The organism is Burkholderia sp. 4NA327C6, assembly GCF_005502655.1.
GTDB lineage: Bacteria > Pseudomonadota > Gammaproteobacteria > Burkholderiales > Burkholderiaceae > Burkholderia > Burkholderia contaminans.
Window position 1 is genome coordinate 126,416 of record NZ_SCNZ01000002.1, and the last position, 16,731, is coordinate 143,146.

Sequence of the window (16,731 nt, forward strand, 5' to 3'; positions counted from 1 at the left end):
GGAAACCCGTTCAGGCACCCTTCGTCGTGCCCCAGTTGCCGCCGTGCGCGGCCGCCTGCGCGGCCGGCGAGCGGGCGAGATAGGCGAGCGCCTGTTCGGTCGAGCCTTCGTGGTGCGGCGTATAGCCCGGCTTGAAATAGCGCAGCGCCGCGCCGATCACCTTCCAGAACGACGGCAGGTGCCCGCGCCGCGAGCCTTGCCACCACGCGAGTACGAAACCCGGGTAGCGGCCGGCGGCCGGGTCGCGCCGGTACATGAACTTCGCGCCCGTCGTGATGTAGTGGAGCAGCAGCAGGATCACGAACGCCATGTGCACGCAGCGTTCTGGATAGGTGCCGCCCAGGTGCCGGTAGATGTCGAACGCGACCGTGCGGTGCTCGACTTCCTCGGCGCCGTGCCAGCGCAGCAGGTCGACCATCGTCGGGTCGGCTTTTCCTTCGTCGAGCCCGTGCGCGTTGAGCACCCAGTTGCCGAGATAGCCGAAGAAATGCTCGAGCGACGCGATTACCGCGAGCTGCTGGCGCAGCCAGAAACGCGTGTGGCCGATTTTCAGCCCGAGCGGCTGTTCGCCGAGCACGCGCGTGAAGAGGCGATTGAGCTTCTGCGTGAACGGCTTCGTGTCGATCCCGTGCCGGTCGTAGTAGTGCTTGAGCACGCCGCCGTGCGAACGCGAATGCACGGCTTCCTGGCGCAGGAAGCCTTCGGCCTCGTCGCGCAGGCGCGCATCGGTGATCAGCGGCAACGCCTTGTTGTACACGCGGCAGAACCACAGCTCGCCTTCCGGGAACAGCAGGTTCAGCGTGTTGATGATGTGCGTGCTGCCCGGGTCGTTCGGCACCCAGGTAATCGGCGTGTCGCTGAAGTCGAACTTCACGTGCCGGGCCTTGATCTTGTGATAGTCGGCGGTATCGGTCATCTGTGTCTCCCTGTGCGGCGTCGTGCGCCGTCAATGCGATGCCATGCTGACGCGGGCGATCATCCGGCCGAGCCACGGCATGAAGCGGCCGACGAAGCGCATCGCGTGCGCCTCGCCGCCGACCGCGACGACGGGGCGGTTGCGCAGCACGCCGTCGACCATCGCCTGCGCGACGGTTTCGGGTTTCAGGCCGCGCATCTGGTACAGCTTCGTCGCGCGCTTGCGCAGCCGCGCTTCGTCCTGTGCGTTGGCGCCCGCGTATTGCGTCGACGCCATGATTCCCGTTTCCGCGAAGCCGGGGCATACGGCCGTCACGCCGATGCCTTTTTCCGCGAGTTCCGCGCGCATGCATTCGCTGAGCATCAGCACGGCGGCCTTCGTCGTCGCATACGCGGGCAGGTCGCGCGACGGCCCGAACGCGGCGGCCGATGCGGTGTTGACGATGTGCCCGCCGGTGCCGCGCGCGGCCATCTGCTGCGCGAACAGCCGCGAGCCGTGGATCACGCCCCACAGGTTCACGTGCAGGATGCGCTCCCAGTGCCGCGTGCTCGTGTCGAGGATGCCGCCGGCCATGCCGATGCCCGCGTTGTTGATCACGACGTCCGCGCCGCCGAGTTCGCTGCCGACCCACGTCGCGAGCGCTTCCATTTCGTCGGCGGACCCGACGTCGACCTGCTTCGCGTGCGCTTGCGCACCGGTGAGCCCGATCAGCAGCGTGGTGCGTTCGGCGCTCGCGAGATCGATGTCGCACGCGACGATCGTCGCGCCTTCGCGGGCGAACGCGAGCGCCGCGCAGCGGCCGATGCCGCTGCCCGCGCCCGTCACCACCGCGACCTTGCCGCTGAAGCGGCCGCTCGTGGCGCGGCGGCGCGCATTCGCGAGCGCGGGCGGTTCGTTGCCCGATTCGACCGCGTCGATCAGTTGCCCGGCGAGCGCCGCGAAGCGCGTCGGATCGGCGAGCGGCAGCCAGTGGCCGGCCGCGATTTCACGGCGGTAGTACTGCGGCACCCAGCGCGACAGGTTCTCGGACAGCGCCGGGCTCACGTATTTGTCGCCGAGCGGCACGATGGTCTGCACCGGCGCATGCGCGTAGCGTTCGCGCGGCGCGAATAGGCAGCGGATGAAGTTCGCGCGATAGAGGCGCACGCCGCGCGCGCCGTCGTCGGCCTGCGTCGGGCGCGGCGTGGCGGGCGTTTTCTCGAGCCGGCGCAGCAGGCGGGGCCACGCGCGGCCGAGCCACAGCCGCCAGCCGAGCTCGGGGATGAACGGCAGGTGGAACAGGTACACGTACCACGACCGCACGAGCTGGCCGCCGAGCTTGCCGAGCGACGCGGGTGTCGGGCGCAGCACGCGTTCGCGCAGCCAGAAGCCGACATGGTCGAGGCACGGCCCCGAGCACGACGTGTACGACGCGATCCGGCCGGCGAGGCGCGAATCGGTGACGAATTCCCAGCCCTGGATCGAGCCCCAGTCGTGCGCGATCAGGTGCACGGCGCGGCCGGGGCAGAGCGCGTCGATCACCGCGACGAAGTCGTCGGTCAGCTTCGCGAGGTGGTAGTCGGCCGTGCGCTTCGGCACGCCGGACAGGCCCGCGCCGCGCACGTCGTACGCGATCACGTAGTGCTTGCGCGCGAGCAGCGGCGCGACGTGCTGCCAGACGCTGCTGTCGTCGGGGTAGCCGTGCACGAGCACGACCGGCGAGCGGGCCGGGTCGCCCCAGGTCTTGACCGCGAGCGTCAGGTCGCCGGAGGCGACCGCCGTTTCGCTATGAACCGATTCGAACAGGGCCAGCGGCGCTTCGTCGGAAAGAGGCTGCATCGTGAGTCCGTCGTTCAGGGAGTCGGGAGGAAGGGCGCGTTCGGGTCAGGCGGCGGCCGGCACGGTCGCGATGGCCCGCGACCGCTCGGCCTGGCGGCGCTGCCAGCGGCGCACGTGCGGCAGGTCTTCGTCGAGCCAGTACGCGTCGTCTTCGGTGATGACGAGCAGCTCTTCGAATTTCGCGCCGACGCCGGCGAAGCCGAGATGCGGCTCGACGGCCCACAGGCCCGGCACCGGTGCATGCTCGGAGCGGCGGTCGATCGACCACAGCGGCGACCAGCCTTGCTGTTTCGCCGCGCGGCCCTGGTCGAGCAGCAGGTTGCGCGTTGCGTTCAGCCCGAAGCGCGCGACGAAGCGCGGCTTGGAAAGCTTGTGGATCTTCGCGACGCGATGCGCGAGCACCTTGAACGGATACGCCTTGTGGCGCGGCTCGACACCCTGGCGGCGGCACAGCGCGTCGACTTCCTGCGCGACCTCGGCCATCGGCCGGCGCGCCTTCACGAGCCGCACGATCATGTCGCGGTGGTCCATCAGGTCGTCCTGCAGCTGTTCGAGGATCGGGTTGTGGCCGAGGCAGTGCGCGTAGCCGACATCGGCGACGATGCCGTCGAGCACCGGCGCGACGTCGAGGATCACCGGCATGTCGGTCTCGAGCTGGCGGTTGCTCGGGAAGAACGCGAGATTGAAGCCGCCCATGTGCTTGAGGCCCGAGAAGCCCTCGAATGCGGTGCGGTCGCCGAACCACGCGAACGGCTTGTGCAGCCAGTCGTGCACGCCGTTGTCCTGCAGCCATTCGGTCAGCAGGCGCGCCGCTTCCTTTTCGGTGATGCCGGGGTACAGCATCGCGCCGACGGTTTCGACGCAGCGGTATGCCAGCTGCTGGACCGCACGGAATTGCGGGAGCTCGTCGAGGTGGACTTCCGGCAGCGGGTGGTGATCGGCCATGATGCGTCTCCGTTTGGGGTGCTGATCCGGAATGCGCCCGCCGGCGTCACCGTCGCGGGTTATTCAGTCAGCATTTAATGTGTCATTGATTGATGTAACGATCATAGACGGTTCCGGAAAGTGCGCCAGCCCCCGGAGGTGAGGATTTGTCCTAATGAAGGGCCGAAATGGAGCGGAAACTCTAGATTTCCGGACGTTGGGCCGGAGGGCCCCAGCGCACTCGTCTGGATCGCGGACGCTGGCCGAGGATCGCCGCGAGCGGTCTGCCGGCGCCGGCCCAGAGGGCCGCGCGTGAGGCCGCCGTGCGACTGCCTGCCATGTCGCGCCGGATCAACTCCCCGTCGTGTCGCGACGTGACGCTGTCAAATTGCCGAAATAATTTCGTCACATCATTCGCCCCCGGTTCGGAGCCATTCCGATTTCGCCGCGCCGATCAGCGGCCGGTGCGCGGTGAGCCGTGCGGGATAGCGACTGAAACCGATTCGACATTTCCAGGGAGAGAGACCATGCAACGCCGCAAGTTCATGAATACCCTTGCCGCGGCGACCGCCGCGACGTCGCTGATGCTCAAGGCCGGCACGGCCGGCGCGAAGAGCACAGCCGTGCCGGATGCGCTGGACCCGGGCCGCTGGTCGCCGTTCAACGCCGCGCGCCTGCAGGCGGTGCTCGACCAGCATGGCGTCGCGAGCGCGCGCTACGACGAAAAGCGCCGCCCGTACGCGGTGTTCGACTGGGACAACACGTGCATCATGAACGACTGCGAAGAGGCGCTGCTGATGTACCAGATCAACCATCTGCAGTACAAGCTGACGCCGGCCGAATTCGTCGACGTGATGTGGAAGGACGTGCCGAAGGGCGCCTTCATGAAGGACTATGCGACGGTGGACGGCAAGCCGGTGACGATGGAAGACCTCGCGGCGGACATCGAATCCGACTATCGCTGGCTCTACGCGAACTACCAGGGATTCGGCGGCGACAAGAGCCTCGACGAGATTCGCGAGACCGATCAGTTCAAGGATTTCCGCGCGAAGCTGTACTTCATGTACGACGCGATCTGCGATACGCATCCGCTCGAGATCGGCTACAAGTGGATCATCTATTTCTACAAGAACATGACGACCGCCGAGCTGCAGGCGATGGCGGAAGCGTCGAACAACTACGGCATCGGCGACGCGCTGCGCAAGGTCCGCTACGAAAGCCCGAAGACGCTGCCGGGCAGGGCAGGCGTGGTGGCCGACACGCATTTCCACGGCATTCGCATTCATGAGGAAATCCGCGCGGTGATGCACACGCTGCGGGCGAACGGCATCGACGTGTACGTCAGCACGGCATCGCTCGACGATGTCGTGCGTGTGTTCGCCGGCAATCCGAACTATGGCTACGGCGTGCCGCCCGCGAACGTGATCGGCTTGCGTCTCGACATGCGGGACGGCAAGTACACGAGCACGTATCCGGCCGGCTGGCATTTCAACTGGGGGCCCGGCAAGACGGTGGGCATCCGCAACGTCCTCGAGTCGAAGAAGGGTTATGGCCCGCTGCTGGTGTTCGGCGACAGCGACGGCGACGCGTGGATGCTGCGCGACTTCAAGGACACCGCGGCCGGTGTGATCGTCAACCGGATGAAGAAGGGCGAGATCGGCGCGGACAGCAAACTCGCGGCCGAACAGATCGGGAAGTCGGACGCGCGCTTCCTGCTGCAGGGCCGCGACGAGCACACGGGCCTGATGATCCCGGACGAGAAGTCGATCAAGTACGGCAAGACCGAGCGCAAGCTGCTGGCTTGACGCGCGCCGGGCGCTGCGCCGTTGCGGCCCGGCGTCCGTCGGAATCGACGGCCGCGCCGCGCGGGCCGGAAACGGGCGTCTCAGCGCTCGCGCGGCGAGCCCAACCGCTCCAGCAACGCCCCCAGCAGATCGACCGGCAGCGGAAACACGATCGTCGAGTTCTTGTCCGCGGCGATCGTCGTCAGCGTCTGCAGGTAGCGCAGCTGCATCGCCTGCGGCTGCAGCGCGAGCCGTTGCGCGGCCTGCAGCAGTTTCTCCGACGCCTGCAATTCGCCTTCCGCATGAATCACCTTCGCGCGCCGCTCGCGCTCGGCCTCGGCCTGCCGCGCGATCGCGCGGATCATCGTCTCGTTCAGGTCGACGTGCTTGATCTCGACCGTCGACACCTTGATCCCCCACGCATCGGTCTGCGCGTCGAGCGTCTTCTGGATGTCGGCGTTCAGCTGCTCGCGCTCGGCGAGCAGCGCGTCGAGTTCGTGCTTGCCGAGCACCGCGCGCAGCGTCGTCTGCGCGAGCTGGCTCGTCGCCTCGAAGAAGCGCGCCACCTGGATGACGGCCTTCTCCGGGTCGACCACGCGGAAATACACGACCGCATTGACCTTCACCGACACGTTGTCGCGCGTGATCACGTCCTGCGCGGGTACGTCGAACACGACGGTGCGCAGGTCGATTCGCACGACCTGCTGGACGATCGGGATGATCAGCACGAGCCCCGGCCCCTTCACTTTCCAGAACCGGCCGAGCATGAACACGACACCGCGCTCGTACTCGCGGAAGATGCGGATCGACGACGCGACGAGCACCACGACGAAGACGATCAGGATGCTGCTGAAGCCGAACGTGAAACCGATCATGAAGGTTCTCCCTGGTGTTGTTCTCGATGTGGTTCCTGCCCCGGCACGTCGTAGAGCGGGGCGACCGTGAGCAGCAGCCCGTGGCGGCCGGTGACGCGCACGCGGCAACCGGCGGCAAGCGGCGCGCTGCTTGCCACGCGCCAGCGCTCGCCGCGCACGCGTGCCCAGCCGGCGGCGGACGGCGCAGTGCCGGCCGCGCCATGCGGCTGGTCGGCCTGCAGCCCGTCGTCGAGCACTTCGCCGATGCTGCCGACCATCGCCTCGGCGCCCGTCACGACCGGGCGGCGGCGCGCGCGCAGCGCGACGCCCGATACACCCGCGACCAGCAGCCCGCCGCCGAGCGCGAGGCTCGCGATCACGGGCCACGGGATTCCGTAGCCGGGCACTTCGGTGTCGATCAGCATCAGCGCGCCGATCGTGAACGACACGATCCCGCCGAAGCCGAGCACGCCGAAGGTCGGCAGGAACGCCTCGGCGACCAGGCAGCCGAGACCGAGCAGCACGAGGCCGAGGCCCGCATAGCTGATCGGCAGCAACTGCATCGCGAACAGCCCGACGAGCAGGCAGATCGTGCCGGCGACGCCCGGCAGCACGAAACCGGGGTTCGCGAATTCGAAAAAGAGGCCGTAGATGCCGATCGTCAGCAGGATCAGCGCGACGTTCGGGTCGGCAATGATCGCCAGGAAGCGGCTGCGCCAGTCGGGCTCGACCACGACGAGCGGCGCATGCGCGGTCGCGAGCCGCACCGTGCCGGCGGTGGTCGTCACCGTGTGGCCGTCGAGCTGGCGAGCGAGGTCGGCGGGATCCTGCGCGATCAGGTCGACCACGTGCTGTGCGCGCGCCTCGTTCGCCGACAGGCTCACGGCCTCGCGCACCGCGCGCTCGGCCCATTCGGCATTGCGCCCGCGCAGCTGCGCGAGGCCGCGGATATACGCGGAGGCGTCCTGCATCGCCTTGCGGATCTCGGTCGATTGGGTATCGGTCGGCAGGGCGGCCGCCGTAGCAGCCGCATCGGACGCCCCTGACGCGCCCGAGGTGCCGGCCGGCGCGCGCGGTGCCGCGGGGTTCCCGCCCGGCGGCGCCGCGCCGCCGATGCCGAACTGCACGGGCGACGCCGCGCCGAGATTGGTGCCGGGCGCCATCGCCGCGAAGTGGCTCGCATAGACGATGTAGGTGCCCGCGCTCGCGGCCCGCGCGCCGCCCGGCGCGACGAACGCGGCGACCGGCACCGGCGAGCCGAGGATCGCCTTGATGATTTGCCGCATCGACGTGTCGAGGCCGCCGGGCGTATCGAGTTGCAGGATCGCGAGCGGCGCGTGCTCGCGGGCGGCGCGATCGAGCGAGCGCACGATGAAGTCGGCGCTGGCCGGGCCGATCGCGCCGTTGACGGGGATCACGATGACCGGCCGCGCGGCGGGTGCGTCGGCGGGCGGCGGCGCGGCGACCGCGGCGCACACGACGAGCAGCGCCGCGAACAGCGCGGCGCGCGCGACCCGCGCGGAGAGCGGATGACGGGGGCGGCCGTCGGGCGCGGCAGGCGCCGGCGGCGGCTCATGACGGTGAAAGAGCATCGGGGCGTCCAGGCGGCGCGCGGCCGCGCGCCGTCCGGCTCGCGGAAAGGGCGTGGGCCCGATGCTTAAATATTAGGCGGTTTCTGCAGAAAGCGCGAAACCGCGGCCGTGCCGGCCGGATTCAGACCGCGCCGCTGCCGCGCGCGAGCACTTCATCGCGATAGTCGGCCGGGCTGCGCCCGCTCCATTTGCGGAACGCGCGGTAGAACGCGCTGGGCTCCGCGAAACCGGTCGCCGCAGCAACATCGGCGATCGTGCGCGCGGGGTCGGCCAGCGCCTCGAACGCAAGATCGCGCCGCAGCGTGTCCTTGATCGACTGGTACGCGTGGCCTTCCTGGTGCAGCTTGCGGCGCAGCGTGGCCTCGGCCACGTGCAGCCGCGCGGCCATCCCGCCCGCGCCCGGCCACGCGGCGGGCGGCATTCCGCGCAGCACCGCCCGCACGCGCTGCGCGAGCGCGTTCGGGTTGCGGTACTTGACGATGAAGCTCGCCGGTGCGTTGCGCAGGAACGTCTTCAGCGTCTTCGCGTTCTGCACGACCGGCAGCGTCGCGAATTCGGGATCGAAATCGACATACGAATCAGGCTCGTTGAAGCGCATGTCGTCACAGAACATCGACGGATATTCGTGGTCGGCGGGCGGTGTGTCGCAGCGGAAGCTCGCATGCAGCAGCGGGATGCGCCGCCCGATCAGCCAGCAGGTGAGCCCGTAGACGATGATGAAATAGGTCGCGTACGTGAACATCGCGGGCGTCGCACCGTTGTTGCGGTGCACGAAGCGCAGCCGCACGCGCTGCGGATTCGCGTCGAGCTCCGCATGCAGGTCGTCGAGCACGCAGTGCATGAAGTTCACCGCGCGCGCCATCGCGTGCAGCCCGTCGCGCGCGGACAGCGCCGCCTGGCTCATCGCGATGAAGCTGCCGCTGCGCATCGGGTGGCGATCCTGCCCGAAAAACTCGTCGTCGAGCGTGCGCGCGATCGCATTCCACAGCGCGCCGTATTGTTGCGCGGACACCCGTGCGCGCGGCTGCCCGAGCAGCGCGGGCGCGATGCCGGCCTGCGCGAGCAACGGTTCGGCCGCGACGCCGCGCCGCGTGGCCAGCGCGACGCTGTAAGCGACGAGGCTGATCGCGACGGTTCCCTTGTCTTCCTGCTTCATCCGTGCCGCCGGTGTGGCAAAAACGCTCAGTGTAAATGAGCGACGCGAGCATCGAACAGTCGCGCCTGCTTGCCTACACTTGTTGCATCGAAACGCAAGGACGGTCGCGCCCGGCGGCCGCGGGAGACAGCAGCACCATGGACGAGCTTTACACCGAAGACCAGCGGATGATCCGCGACGCCGCGCGCGCGTTCGCCACCGAGATGCTGGCGCCGAACGCGGCGCAGTGGGACCACGATGCGCACCTGCCCGACGCGATCGTCGCGCAGCTGGGCGAACTCGGCCTGCTCGGGATGATCGTGCCGCAGGAACTGGGCGGCTCGTATACGGACTACGTGGCCTACGCGCTGGCGATGGAAGAGGTTGCCGCCGGCGACGCAGCGTGCGCGACGATGATGAGCGTGCACAACTCGGTCGGCTGCGGGCCGATCCTCGGTTTCGGCACGCCGGCGCAAAAGGATCGCTGGCTGGCCGACATGGCCGCGGGCCGCGTGATCGGCGCGTTCTGCCTGACCGAGCCGCACGCCGGCTCCGAGGCGAACAACCTGCGCACGCGTGCGGAACTGCGCGACGGCAAATGGGTGCTGAACGGCGCGAAGCAGTTCGTGACCAACGGCCAGCGCGCCGGCGTTGCGATCGTTTTTGCCATGACCGACCCGGAAGCCGGCAAGCGCGGCATTTCCGCGTTCCTGGTGCCGACCGACACGCCGGGCTTCATCGTCGGCAAACCCGAGAAGAAGATGGGCATCCGTGCGTCGGATACGTGCCCGATCACGTTCGAGAACTGCGCGATTCCGGAAGAAAACCTGCTCGGCAATCGCGGTGAAGGGCTGAAGATCGCGCTGTCGAACCTCGAAGGCGGCCGCATCGGCATCGCCGCGCAGGCGCTCGGCATCGCGCGCGCCGCATTCGACAAGGCGCGCCGCTATGCGGGCGAGCGCGTGCAGTTCGGCAAGCCGATCGCCGAGCACCAGGCGATCCAGCAGAAGCTCGCCGACATGGCCGTGCAGATCAACGCCGCGCGCCTGCTCGTGCATCACGCGGCGAAGCTGCGCACGGCCGGGCTGCCGTGCCTGTCGGAAGCGTCGCAGGCAAAGCTGTTCGCATCGGAGATGGCCGAGCGCGTGTGCTCGGACGCGATCCAGATCCACGGTGGCTACGGCTACCTGGTCGATTACGAGGTCGAGCGTCACTATCGCGACGCGCGCATCACGCAGATTTACGAAGGCACCAGCGAAGTGCAGCGGATGGTGATCGCGCGGCAGCTTTGAGCCGCGACGATTGCCCCGGCGACGACATCACGCAGGGCACGAGGGCAGCGCGGCGAACGCGGCACGCAACGACGTGACCGTGCGCCGCAACAGAGGCAACCGGGCATGCGCTGCGGCACATGCCCGGTTCGACGCATGGAGACTGGAGGACACGATGACGGTACAGGCATTCCTGAACGCACGCGACTTTCTGCTGCGCCACCGCACCGACTACGACACCGCGTACCGCGAGTTCGAGTGGCCGGTGCTCGACGCATTCAACTGGGCGCTCGACTACTTCGACCCGATGGCGCGCGGCAACGACCAGCCCGCGCTATGGATCGTCGACGCGGCGACCGGAACGGGCGATCCGTATTCGTTCGCGCAGATGTCCGAGCGTTCGTCGCGGATCGCGAACTGGCTGCGCTCGATCGGCGTCGTGCGCGGCGACCGGATCCTGCTGATGCTGCCGAACCGTGTCGAGCTGTGGGACGCGATGCTCGCCGCGATGAAGCTCGGCGCGATCGTGCTGCCTGCCACCACGCAACTGTCGCCCGACGACGTACGTGACCGCGTGCAGATCGGCGGCGCGAAATACGCGATCGTCGACGAGAACGAAACCGCCAAGTTCGAACAGCCGGATCTCGGCCTCGCGCGGAAGATCGTCGCCGGCGCGCCGCGCGCGGGCTGGCTCGCGATGGACGACGGCTATGCGGCGAGCGCCGTATTCGAGCCGGACGCCATCACGCACGCGAACGATCCGATGCTGCTGTACTTCACGTCGGGCACGACGTCGAAGCCGAAGCTCGTCGAGCACACGCACCGCACCTATCCGGTCGGCCATCTGTCGACGATGTACTGGGTCGGCCTGCAACCGGGCGACATCCACTGGAACATCAGCTCGCCGGGCTGGGCGAAGCACGCGTGGAGCTGCTTCTTCGCGCCGTGGAATGCGCAGGCATGCGTGTTCGCGTTCAACTACGCGCGCTTCGAGCCGAAGGTGGTGCTCGATGCGCTCGTCAAATACCAGGTGACGACGCTGTGCGCGCCGCCGACCGTGTGGCGCATGCTCGTGCAGCAGCCGCTCGCGTCGTTCGACGTGAAGCTGCGCGAGATCGTCGGCGCGGGCGAGCCGCTGAATCCGGAGATCATCGAGCGCGTGAAGAGAGCGTGGGGCATCGCGATCCGCGACGGCTACGGCCAGACCGAAACGACCTGCCTGATCGGCAACTCGCCGGGCCAGCCGGTCGTCGCGGGTTCGATGGGGCGGCCGCTGCCCGGCTACCGCATTGCGCTGCTCGACCCCGACGGCGCGCCCGTGACCGAAGGCGAGGTCGCGCTGCCGATCGGCGCCGGCGTCCCGCGCCCGGTCGGGCTGATGAACGGCTATGCGAACAACCCCGACGCGACGGCCTACGCGATGCGCGACGGCCACTACCGCACGTCGGACATCGCGATGCGCCGCGACGACGGTTACTACGTGTACATCGGCCGCGCGGACGACGTGTTCAAGTCGTCCGACTACCGGCTGAGCCCGTTCGAACTCGAAAGCGTGCTGATCGAGCATCCGGCGATCGCCGAGGCAGCCGTCGTGCCGAGCCCCGACCCCGTGCGGCTGTCGGTGCCGAAGACCTTCATCACGCTGCGCCAGGGTTACGAGGAAAGCCCCGAACTCGCGCTGGAAATCTTCCGCTTCTCGCGCGAGAAGCTCGCGCCGTACAAGCGCATTCGCCGCCTGCAGTTCGCGGAGCTGCCGAAGACGATCTCGGGGAAGATCCGCCGCGTCGAATTGCGCCGCCGCGAGATCGAGCGTGGTGACGACGCAAGTGAACGGATGCCCGGCGAATACTGGGAAGAAGATTTCGTCGCCGAACTGAAGTGACGTGACCGCGGGCCGCGCGCGTCGCATTCCGCGGCCGCCGCCCGCAGCCGAATTGAACCGGCCGCGCGGCGATATCGCGCTTCGCGGCCCTCTGCCAGGAGAAAAGATCGATGAACGCGAATTCGAAAGACGTGCCGACGGTCAAGCTGCTGATCGACGGCGCCTTCGTCGAGTCCGCCACGAACGAGTGGCGCGACATCGTCAACCCGGCGACGCAGCAGGTGCTCGCGCGCGTGCCGTTCGCGACCGTCGCGGAAGTCGACGCAGCCGTGCAGGCCGCGCACACCGCCTTCGCGACGTGGAAGAACACGCCGATCGCCGCGCGCATGCGCATCATGCTGAAGTTCCAGGATCTCGTGCGCACGAACCAGCAGCGCATCGCGAAGACGCTGACGGCCGAGCAGGGCAAGACGATTCCCGATGCCGAAGGTGACATTTTCCGCGGCCTCGAAGTGGTCGAGCATGCGTGCTCGATCGGTTCGCTGCAGCTCGGCGAATTCGCGGAGAACGTCGCGGGCGGGGTGGATACCTACACGCTGCGCCAGCCGCTCGGCGTGTGCGCGGGCATCACGCCGTTCAACTTCCCCGCGATGATTCCGCTGTGGATGTTCCCGATGGCGATCGTCTGCGGCAATACGTTCGTGCTGAAGCCGTCGGAACAGGATCCGCTGTCGACGATGCAGCTCGTCGAGCTCGCGATCGAGGCCGGCGTACCGAAAGGGGTACTGAACGTCGTGCATGGCGGCAAGGAAGTGGTCGACGCGATCTGCACCCATCCGCTCGTGAAGGCCATCTCGTTCGTCGGTTCGACGGCGGTCGGCACGCACGTGTACAACCTCGGCAGCGCGCACGGCAAGCGCGTGCAGTCGATGATGGGCGCGAAGAACCACGCGGTCGTGCTGCCCGATGCGAACCGCGAGCAGGCGATCAACGCGCTCGTCGGCGCGGGCTTCGGCGCGGCCGGCCAGCGCTGCATGGCGACGTCCGTCGCGGTGCTCGTCGGCAACGCGCGCGACTGGCTGCCGGACATCGTCGCGAAGGCGAAGGCGCTGAAGGTCAATGCGGGCGCGGAAGCCGGCACGGACGTCGGGCCGGTCGTGTCGAAGGCCGCGAAGGAACGCATCCTGTCGCTGATCGACGCGGGCGTGAAGGAAGGCGCGAAGCTCGAACTCGACGGCCGCGACGTGAAGGTGGCCGGCTACGAGCAGGGCAATTTCGTCGGCCCGACGATCTTCTCGGGCGTGAAGACGAACATGTCGGTCTACACGCATGAAATCTTCGGCCCCGTGCTGGTCGTGATGGAAGCCGACACGCTCGACGACGCGATCGCGCTCGTCAACGCGAACCCGTTTGGCAATGGCGTCGGCCTGTTCACGCAGAGCGGCGCGGCCGCGCGCAAGTTCCAGAGCGAGATCGACGTCGGCCAGGTCGGCATCAACATCCCGATCCCGGTGCCCGTGCCGTTCTTCAGCTTCACCGGCTCGCGCGGTTCGAAGCTCGGCGATCTCGGCCCGTACGGCAAGCAGGTCGTGCAGTTCTACACGCAGACCAAGACGGTCACCGCGCGCTGGTTCGACGACGATACGACGGCCGGCCCGGTGAACACCACGATCCGGTTGCACTGAGCGGCGGAGGAACCCAACATGAAAATCGGATTTATCGGCCTCGGCCACATGGGCGCGCCGATGGCGCTGAACCTGCTGAAAGCCGGCCATGAAGTGCACGCGTTCGACCTGAGCGCCGATGCATTGCGCGCGCTGCAGGATGCCGGCGCGCGGGTGGCCGCGTCGCCGCGCGATGCGGCCTCGGGCGCGACGTTCGTCATCACGATGCTGCCGGCCGCACCGCACGTGCGCTCGGTGCTCACCGGCGAGAACGGCGTGCTCGCCGGCCTCGGCGCGGGCGCGACCGTGATCGATTCGAGCACGATCGACCCGGCGAGCGCCCAGGCGTTCGGCGCGCTCGTGCGCGAGCACGGCGGCGCGTTCGTCGATGCGCCGGTGTCGGGCGGCACCGGCGGTGCGGCCGCCGGTACGCTGACCTTCATGGTCGGCGGCAGCGATGCGGATTTCGGGCGCGTGAAGCCGGTGCTCGCGGGCATGGGCAAGAACATCGTCCACTGCGGCGCGACGGGGATGGGGCAGGTCGCAAAGGTCTGCAACAACCTCGTGCTCGGCATCTCGATGGCGGCGGTGTCGGAGGCGATGTCGCTCGGCGTCGCGCTCGGCATCGACCCGAAGGTGCTGGCCGGCATCGTCAACACGTCGACGGGCCGTTGCTGGAGCTCGGATACTTACAACCCGTATCCGGGCGTGATCGAGACCGCGCCGTCGTCGCGCGGCTACTCGGGCGGCTTCGGCACCGACCTGATGCTGAAGGATCTCGGCCTCGCGAACGATGCCGCGAAGCAGGCACGCCAGCCTGTCTATCTCGGCGCGCTCGCGCAGCAGCTGTACCAGACGATGAGCAGCCGCGGCGACGGCCAGCTCGATTTCTCGGCGGTGATCCGCCTGTACCAACCGGCCACGAAGAAGGACGCCTCATGATCGAACTCGACTACGTCGACGACGGCGCGATCGCGTGCGCGACGCTCAAGCGTCCGCCTGCGAACGCTTTTACCGCCGACGGGCTGCGGCAACTGCAGGAAACCGTCGCCGAACTGAATGCGAACCCGCGCGTGCGCGCGCTGGTGATCACCGGCGACGGCCCGAAGTTCTTCAGCGCGGGTGCCGACCTCAACACGTTCGCCGAAGGCGATCGCGCTATCGCGCGTGCGATGGCGTCGCGCTTCGGCGCGGCGTTCGAGGCGCTGCACGACGCGCGCGTCGTGACGATCGCGGCGATCAACGGCTATGCGATGGGCGGCGGGCTCGAATGCGCGCTCGCGTGCGACCTGCGGATCGCGGAGACGCATGCGCAGATGGCGCTGCCCGAGCCGTCGGTCGGCCTGCTGCCGTGCGGGCTCGGCACGCAGACGCTGCCCTGGCTCGTCGGTGAAGGCTGGGCGAAAAAGATCATCCTGACCGGCGCGCGTGTCGATGCGGCCACGGCGCTCAGGATCGGCCTCGTCGAGGACGTCGTGGAATCGGGCGCGTCGCGCGATGCGGCGCTCGCGCTCGCGCGCAACGTCGCGCGGCAGAGCCCGCATGCGGTCGCGTACAGCAAGGAGCTGATCGGCCTCGCGCGCCGCGGCGTGCCGCGCAGCGCGGCGCTCGCGGTCGAGCGCGAACGCTTCGTCGACCTGTTCGAGACGAACGATCCGCGCGAAGGCGTGGCCGCGTTCCTCGGCAAGCGCGCACCGCAGTGGCACAACGATGGAGAGCCGCAACGATGAGTACGCCGGTGACGAATCACGACGCGTTCGCGGAGCATGCACCGGAGGTGCTGTTCCGCGTGGTGAACCGCGTGGCGCTGATCACGCTGAACCGGCCGGCGGCGCTCAATGCGCTGTCGTATCCGATGATCGGCGAGCTGGCCGCGCTCCTCGAGCGCTGCCGTGACGACGACCAGATCGTCGCGGTCGTGCTGCGCGGCGCCGGCGAGAAGGGTTTCTGCGCGGGCGGCGACGTGCGCGCGCTGTACAGGATGGTCGCGCAGCGCGAGACCTGGCTGCCGTTCTTCGTCGACGAATACCGGCTCGACTACGCGATCCATACGTTCCCGAAGCCGGTGGTCGCGCTGATGGACGGCGTGACGATGGGCGGCGGCATGGGCCTCGCGCAGGGCGCGGCGCTGCGTGTCGCGACCGAACGCAGCAAGATCGCGATGCCGGAGACGCGCATCGGCCTCGTGCCCGACGTCGGCGCGACGCATTTCCTGTCGCGCATGCCGGCCGAACTCGAGCTGTACGTCGGGCTGACCGGCGCGATGCTGTCGGGCGCCGACGCGCTCACGGCGAAGCTCGCGGATCTCTGCGTGCCGTCCGCCTGGCTCGACACGTTCGAGACGCGCATCGAAAGCGTCAAGTGGGAAGGCGATGCGCTGCCGTTGCTGCGCAAGGTGTTCGAGCCGCCGTGCAACGTCGTGCCGCATGCGGCGCTCGACAGCCAGATGCCGTGGATCGTGCGTCACTTCGACAAGCGCTCGACCGTCGAGCGGATCGTCGCGACGCTGACGCAGGATCTTGCGCGCGAGGAGCTGTCGCGCGAGCACCGTCAATGGCTGCAGGCGACGCTCGATGCGCTCACCGGCCATTCGCCGACGATGCTGTGCGTGACGCGCGAAGCGCTGCTGCGTGGTCGCCAGATGACGCTGGCCGAATCGTTCCGGATGGAGCTCGGCATCGTCGCGCGGGCGATCGAGGAAGGCGACTTCTGCGAGGGCGTGCGTGCGCATCTCGTCGACAAGGATCGCAAGCCGCGCTGGGCGCCCGCGTCGCTCGTCGAGCTGCGCGCCGAACGCGTGCGGCATTTCCTCACGTCGCCGTGGAAGCTGTTCGCGCATCCGCTGGCGGCGCTGGGCGCGGATTGAACCGCCGGCATTGCGCCGGCAATCTGCAAGGCGGCGCATGCTTCGGCATGCGCCGTTTTTCTGTTTCGAATCCGACATTCCATTC

At 68.4% G+C, this 16,731-nt stretch carries 13 protein-coding genes; 7 read left to right on the forward strand and 6 right to left on the reverse strand.

What is annotated here, in order from left to right:
• Positions 1 to 10: 10 nt before the first annotated feature.
• From FFS49_RS02445 to FFS49_RS02455, 3 genes are read right to left on the reverse strand one after another with little or no spacing between them, the layout of a single operon-like run.
• Entirely contained in the window at positions 11 to 916 is a 906-nt protein-coding gene (locus FFS49_RS02445) for a metal-dependent hydrolase (RefSeq protein ID WP_071332136.1), read from the reverse strand.
• Between the two features lie 30 nt (positions 917 to 946).
• Entirely contained in the window at positions 947 to 2,734 is a 1,788-nt protein-coding gene (locus FFS49_RS02450; protein WP_105818208.1) for an SDR family oxidoreductase, read from the reverse strand.
• A 45-nt stretch (positions 2,735 to 2,779) separates the two neighbouring features.
• Positions 2,780 to 3,679 carry a M24 family metallopeptidase gene (locus tag FFS49_RS02455; protein ID WP_071332138.1) on the reverse strand — a complete coding sequence of 300 codons (900 nt, stop codon included), beginning with the start codon at positions 3,677 to 3,679 and terminating at the stop codon, positions 2,780 to 2,782.
• Positions 3,680 to 4,185: 506 nt separating this feature from the next.
• On the opposite strand from FFS49_RS02455, the gene FFS49_RS02460 reads away from it, so the two are divergent.
• Complete coding sequence (locus tag FFS49_RS02460) at positions 4,186 to 5,463, forward strand: haloacid dehalogenase-like hydrolase (RefSeq protein ID WP_105818207.1); 1,278 nt, start codon at positions 4,186 to 4,188, stop codon at positions 5,461 to 5,463.
• An 80-nt stretch (positions 5,464 to 5,543) separates the two neighbouring features.
• Here FFS49_RS02460 and FFS49_RS02465 read toward each other — a convergent pair whose 3' ends face one another.
• The 3 genes from FFS49_RS02465 to FFS49_RS02475 all read right to left on the reverse strand — a co-directional run bounded on the left by FFS49_RS02465 (position 5,544) and on the right by FFS49_RS02475 (position 9,044).
• Positions 5,544 to 6,317: a slipin family protein gene (locus FFS49_RS02465; protein ID WP_046548448.1), complete on the reverse strand. Its 774-nt coding sequence runs from the start codon at positions 6,315 to 6,317 to the stop codon at positions 5,544 to 5,546.
• Complete coding sequence (locus FFS49_RS02470) at positions 6,314 to 7,888, reverse strand: nodulation protein NfeD (RefSeq protein ID WP_137909783.1); 1,575 nt, start codon at positions 7,886 to 7,888, stop codon at positions 6,314 to 6,316. The genes FFS49_RS02465 and FFS49_RS02470 overlap by 4 nt, the downstream gene beginning before the upstream one ends.
• A 121-nt stretch (positions 7,889 to 8,009) precedes the next feature.
• On the reverse strand, positions 8,010 to 9,044 hold the full coding sequence (locus FFS49_RS02475; RefSeq protein WP_105818205.1) for an AraC family transcriptional regulator: 1,035 nt from the start codon (positions 9,042 to 9,044) through the stop codon (positions 8,010 to 8,012).
• A gap of 137 nt (positions 9,045 to 9,181) precedes the next feature.
• On the opposite strand from FFS49_RS02475, the gene FFS49_RS02480 reads away from it, so the two are divergent.
• The 6 genes from FFS49_RS02480 to FFS49_RS02510 all read left to right on the forward strand — a co-directional run bounded on the left by FFS49_RS02480 (position 9,182) and on the right by FFS49_RS02510 (position 16,646).
• Positions 9,182 to 10,315, forward strand: a complete 1,134-nt coding sequence (locus tag FFS49_RS02480; protein WP_023477775.1) for an acyl-CoA dehydrogenase family protein — start codon at positions 9,182 to 9,184, stop codon at positions 10,313 to 10,315.
• Between the two features lie 154 nt (positions 10,316 to 10,469).
• Positions 10,470 to 12,176, forward strand: a complete 1,707-nt coding sequence (locus FFS49_RS02490) for an AMP-binding protein (RefSeq protein WP_105818203.1) — start codon at positions 10,470 to 10,472, stop codon at positions 12,174 to 12,176.
• 110 nt (positions 12,177 to 12,286) lie between these two features.
• Positions 12,287 to 13,801 carry a CoA-acylating methylmalonate-semialdehyde dehydrogenase gene (locus FFS49_RS02495; RefSeq protein WP_039366424.1) on the forward strand — a complete coding sequence of 505 codons (1,515 nt, stop codon included), beginning with the start codon at positions 12,287 to 12,289 and terminating at the stop codon, positions 13,799 to 13,801.
• 18 nt (positions 13,802 to 13,819) lie between these two features.
• Positions 13,820 to 14,722: a 3-hydroxyisobutyrate dehydrogenase gene (gene mmsB, locus FFS49_RS02500; RefSeq protein ID WP_105818202.1), complete on the forward strand. Its 903-nt coding sequence runs from the start codon at positions 13,820 to 13,822 to the stop codon at positions 14,720 to 14,722.
• Entirely contained in the window at positions 14,719 to 15,510 is a 792-nt protein-coding gene (locus FFS49_RS02505; RefSeq protein WP_039366429.1) for an enoyl-CoA hydratase, read from the forward strand. Before mmsB ends, FFS49_RS02505 begins: the two co-directional genes overlap by 4 nt.
• Positions 15,507 to 16,646 carry an enoyl-CoA hydratase/isomerase family protein gene (locus FFS49_RS02510; RefSeq protein ID WP_047849579.1) on the forward strand — a complete coding sequence of 380 codons (1,140 nt, stop codon included), beginning with the start codon at positions 15,507 to 15,509 and terminating at the stop codon, positions 16,644 to 16,646. Before FFS49_RS02505 ends, FFS49_RS02510 begins: the two co-directional genes overlap by 4 nt.
• Positions 16,647 to 16,731 lie beyond the last annotated feature (85 nt).